Genomic DNA, 1,511 nt, shown 5'->3' on the forward strand with positions numbered 1-1,511 from the left:
TAGAATAGAACCGAAGAATGAATTGATATTAAATTCTGTATCAATAATATTATATTTCATACTAAAACTATAATCGCATCCATCTTTATGTTTATTATTTCCTCTAACAGCAAAATGATTTATCTTTTCAGATTTAGAACTAATAATTAAACTTAGATTTGCATTGCAACCAATACAAGTAAAAGTATCTTGTTTATCATAATCTATTAAGTCACTAGCATAAACTTCATTTCCCCTTTTATCATATGCTTTAATAGACAAAATGAATTCACCTCTCAATAAAAATCAGCTATTTTATCAACAAATAATTTTCAAAAACTGTATAGGTATATTTTACATAGAATAACTCGTATTATATTATCTCTTTTATTACCAAATGATTAAAATTAAACCTGACTTATGTATTAGCTAAGTCAGGTAGATTTTTATGCAAAATACAGAAAATTGCTAAAGTCAATTAAATACTTTAATTATAGGGAATATTATAAAAGCATATATTTAATGACACAATCACCTTATTTATAATATTTTTAGATCTGCAGTTTAATTTATTGAATATTATACAATGTAATATTAGAAAATAAAAAGTATATGCAGTAGGAAGAAAATTATAAAGATAACAGTTTTGTATTTACAAATAGTATAGGTGATCCAGTATACACTAACAAAATTAATCAAAAATTAGCCGATACAGTGCATTTCATTAAAGATAATGATAAATACCCTCAAAAATAAACAAGAGTATTACAACGCACACTTTACGTCATACACCTATATCTACCATTTCACAAATGGGTATACCCTTAAAAGCTATTATGGATCATGTTGGACATATTGACCATAAAACAACTTTACATGTGTATTCACATGAAACTAAAAATATGGAACAGGATTTATTTGAAAAACTAAATTTAATATCACTTACTTCATAACATGGCTTATTGCAGGTCATTTTTTATATTTATGTTTTTCATAATTTAAAGAGTCCACATTTAGGCTCGATAACTATTTATGAAAATTAGGAATAATAAATATATTATATAGCCGATATTTCGCCCTTATAATAATTAAATAAGCTCAAACGTGAGCGTATTGGTTGTTCTGCTTATACAACCTAAATGTGCGTTTTCTAAATATAAAAGTATACACTCAGTCTAAATTTGGGCTGAGTATCAAACTCACATTTGATTGCAATAGTATGTATTAAACTAAAAAATAAACAACGAAATAATTCATTGGTTTTCTAAGAGTTCTTTAATAATTGAGGAACAAATTGATCATCAAAATCTTCATTTGAAATTAGTATTATATCTTTGAATGGATGACCTTTATATTGATTCATTTTTTCTAATAATGCTTGATGATTTCTATAAGTGTACCTAAACCTAGCTTGTCTATTTGATCTTTCTGAAATTTTATTAATTTTTTCATCATATTTTTCTTTAGAATAAACAAGAACAAATTTCATTGGATAATTATATATGTCTGATCTTCTATTGAAAACTTTACAT

General features: G+C 24.8%; 3 protein-coding genes. 1 reads left to right on the plus strand and 2 read right to left on the minus strand.

Translation table 11 applies throughout. The features are described 5' to 3' along the window. Positions 1–261 (minus strand): hypothetical protein (locus CD152_RS10620; RefSeq protein ID WP_146034112.1); only part of this gene is annotated, 261 nt, incomplete at its 3' end. 470 nt (positions 262–731) lie between these two features. Between CD152_RS10620 and CD152_RS12265 the strand changes: the two genes are divergently transcribed. Further along, positions 732–932 (plus strand): tyrosine-type recombinase/integrase, encoded by a 201-nt coding sequence (locus CD152_RS12265; protein ID WP_414738670.1) that lies wholly within the window; start codon positions 732–734, stop codon positions 930–932. A 311-nt stretch (positions 933–1,243) separates the two neighbouring features. On the opposite strand, the gene CD152_RS11985 is transcribed toward CD152_RS12265, so the two are convergent. Further along, the coding region (locus CD152_RS11985; protein ID WP_205757049.1) for a hypothetical protein at positions 1,244–1,511 on the minus strand (268 nt) is incomplete at its 5' end.

It is taken from the genome of Macrococcoides caseolyticum (assembly GCF_002902665.1).
GTDB lineage: Bacteria > Bacillota > Bacilli > Staphylococcales > Staphylococcaceae > Macrococcoides > Macrococcoides caseolyticum.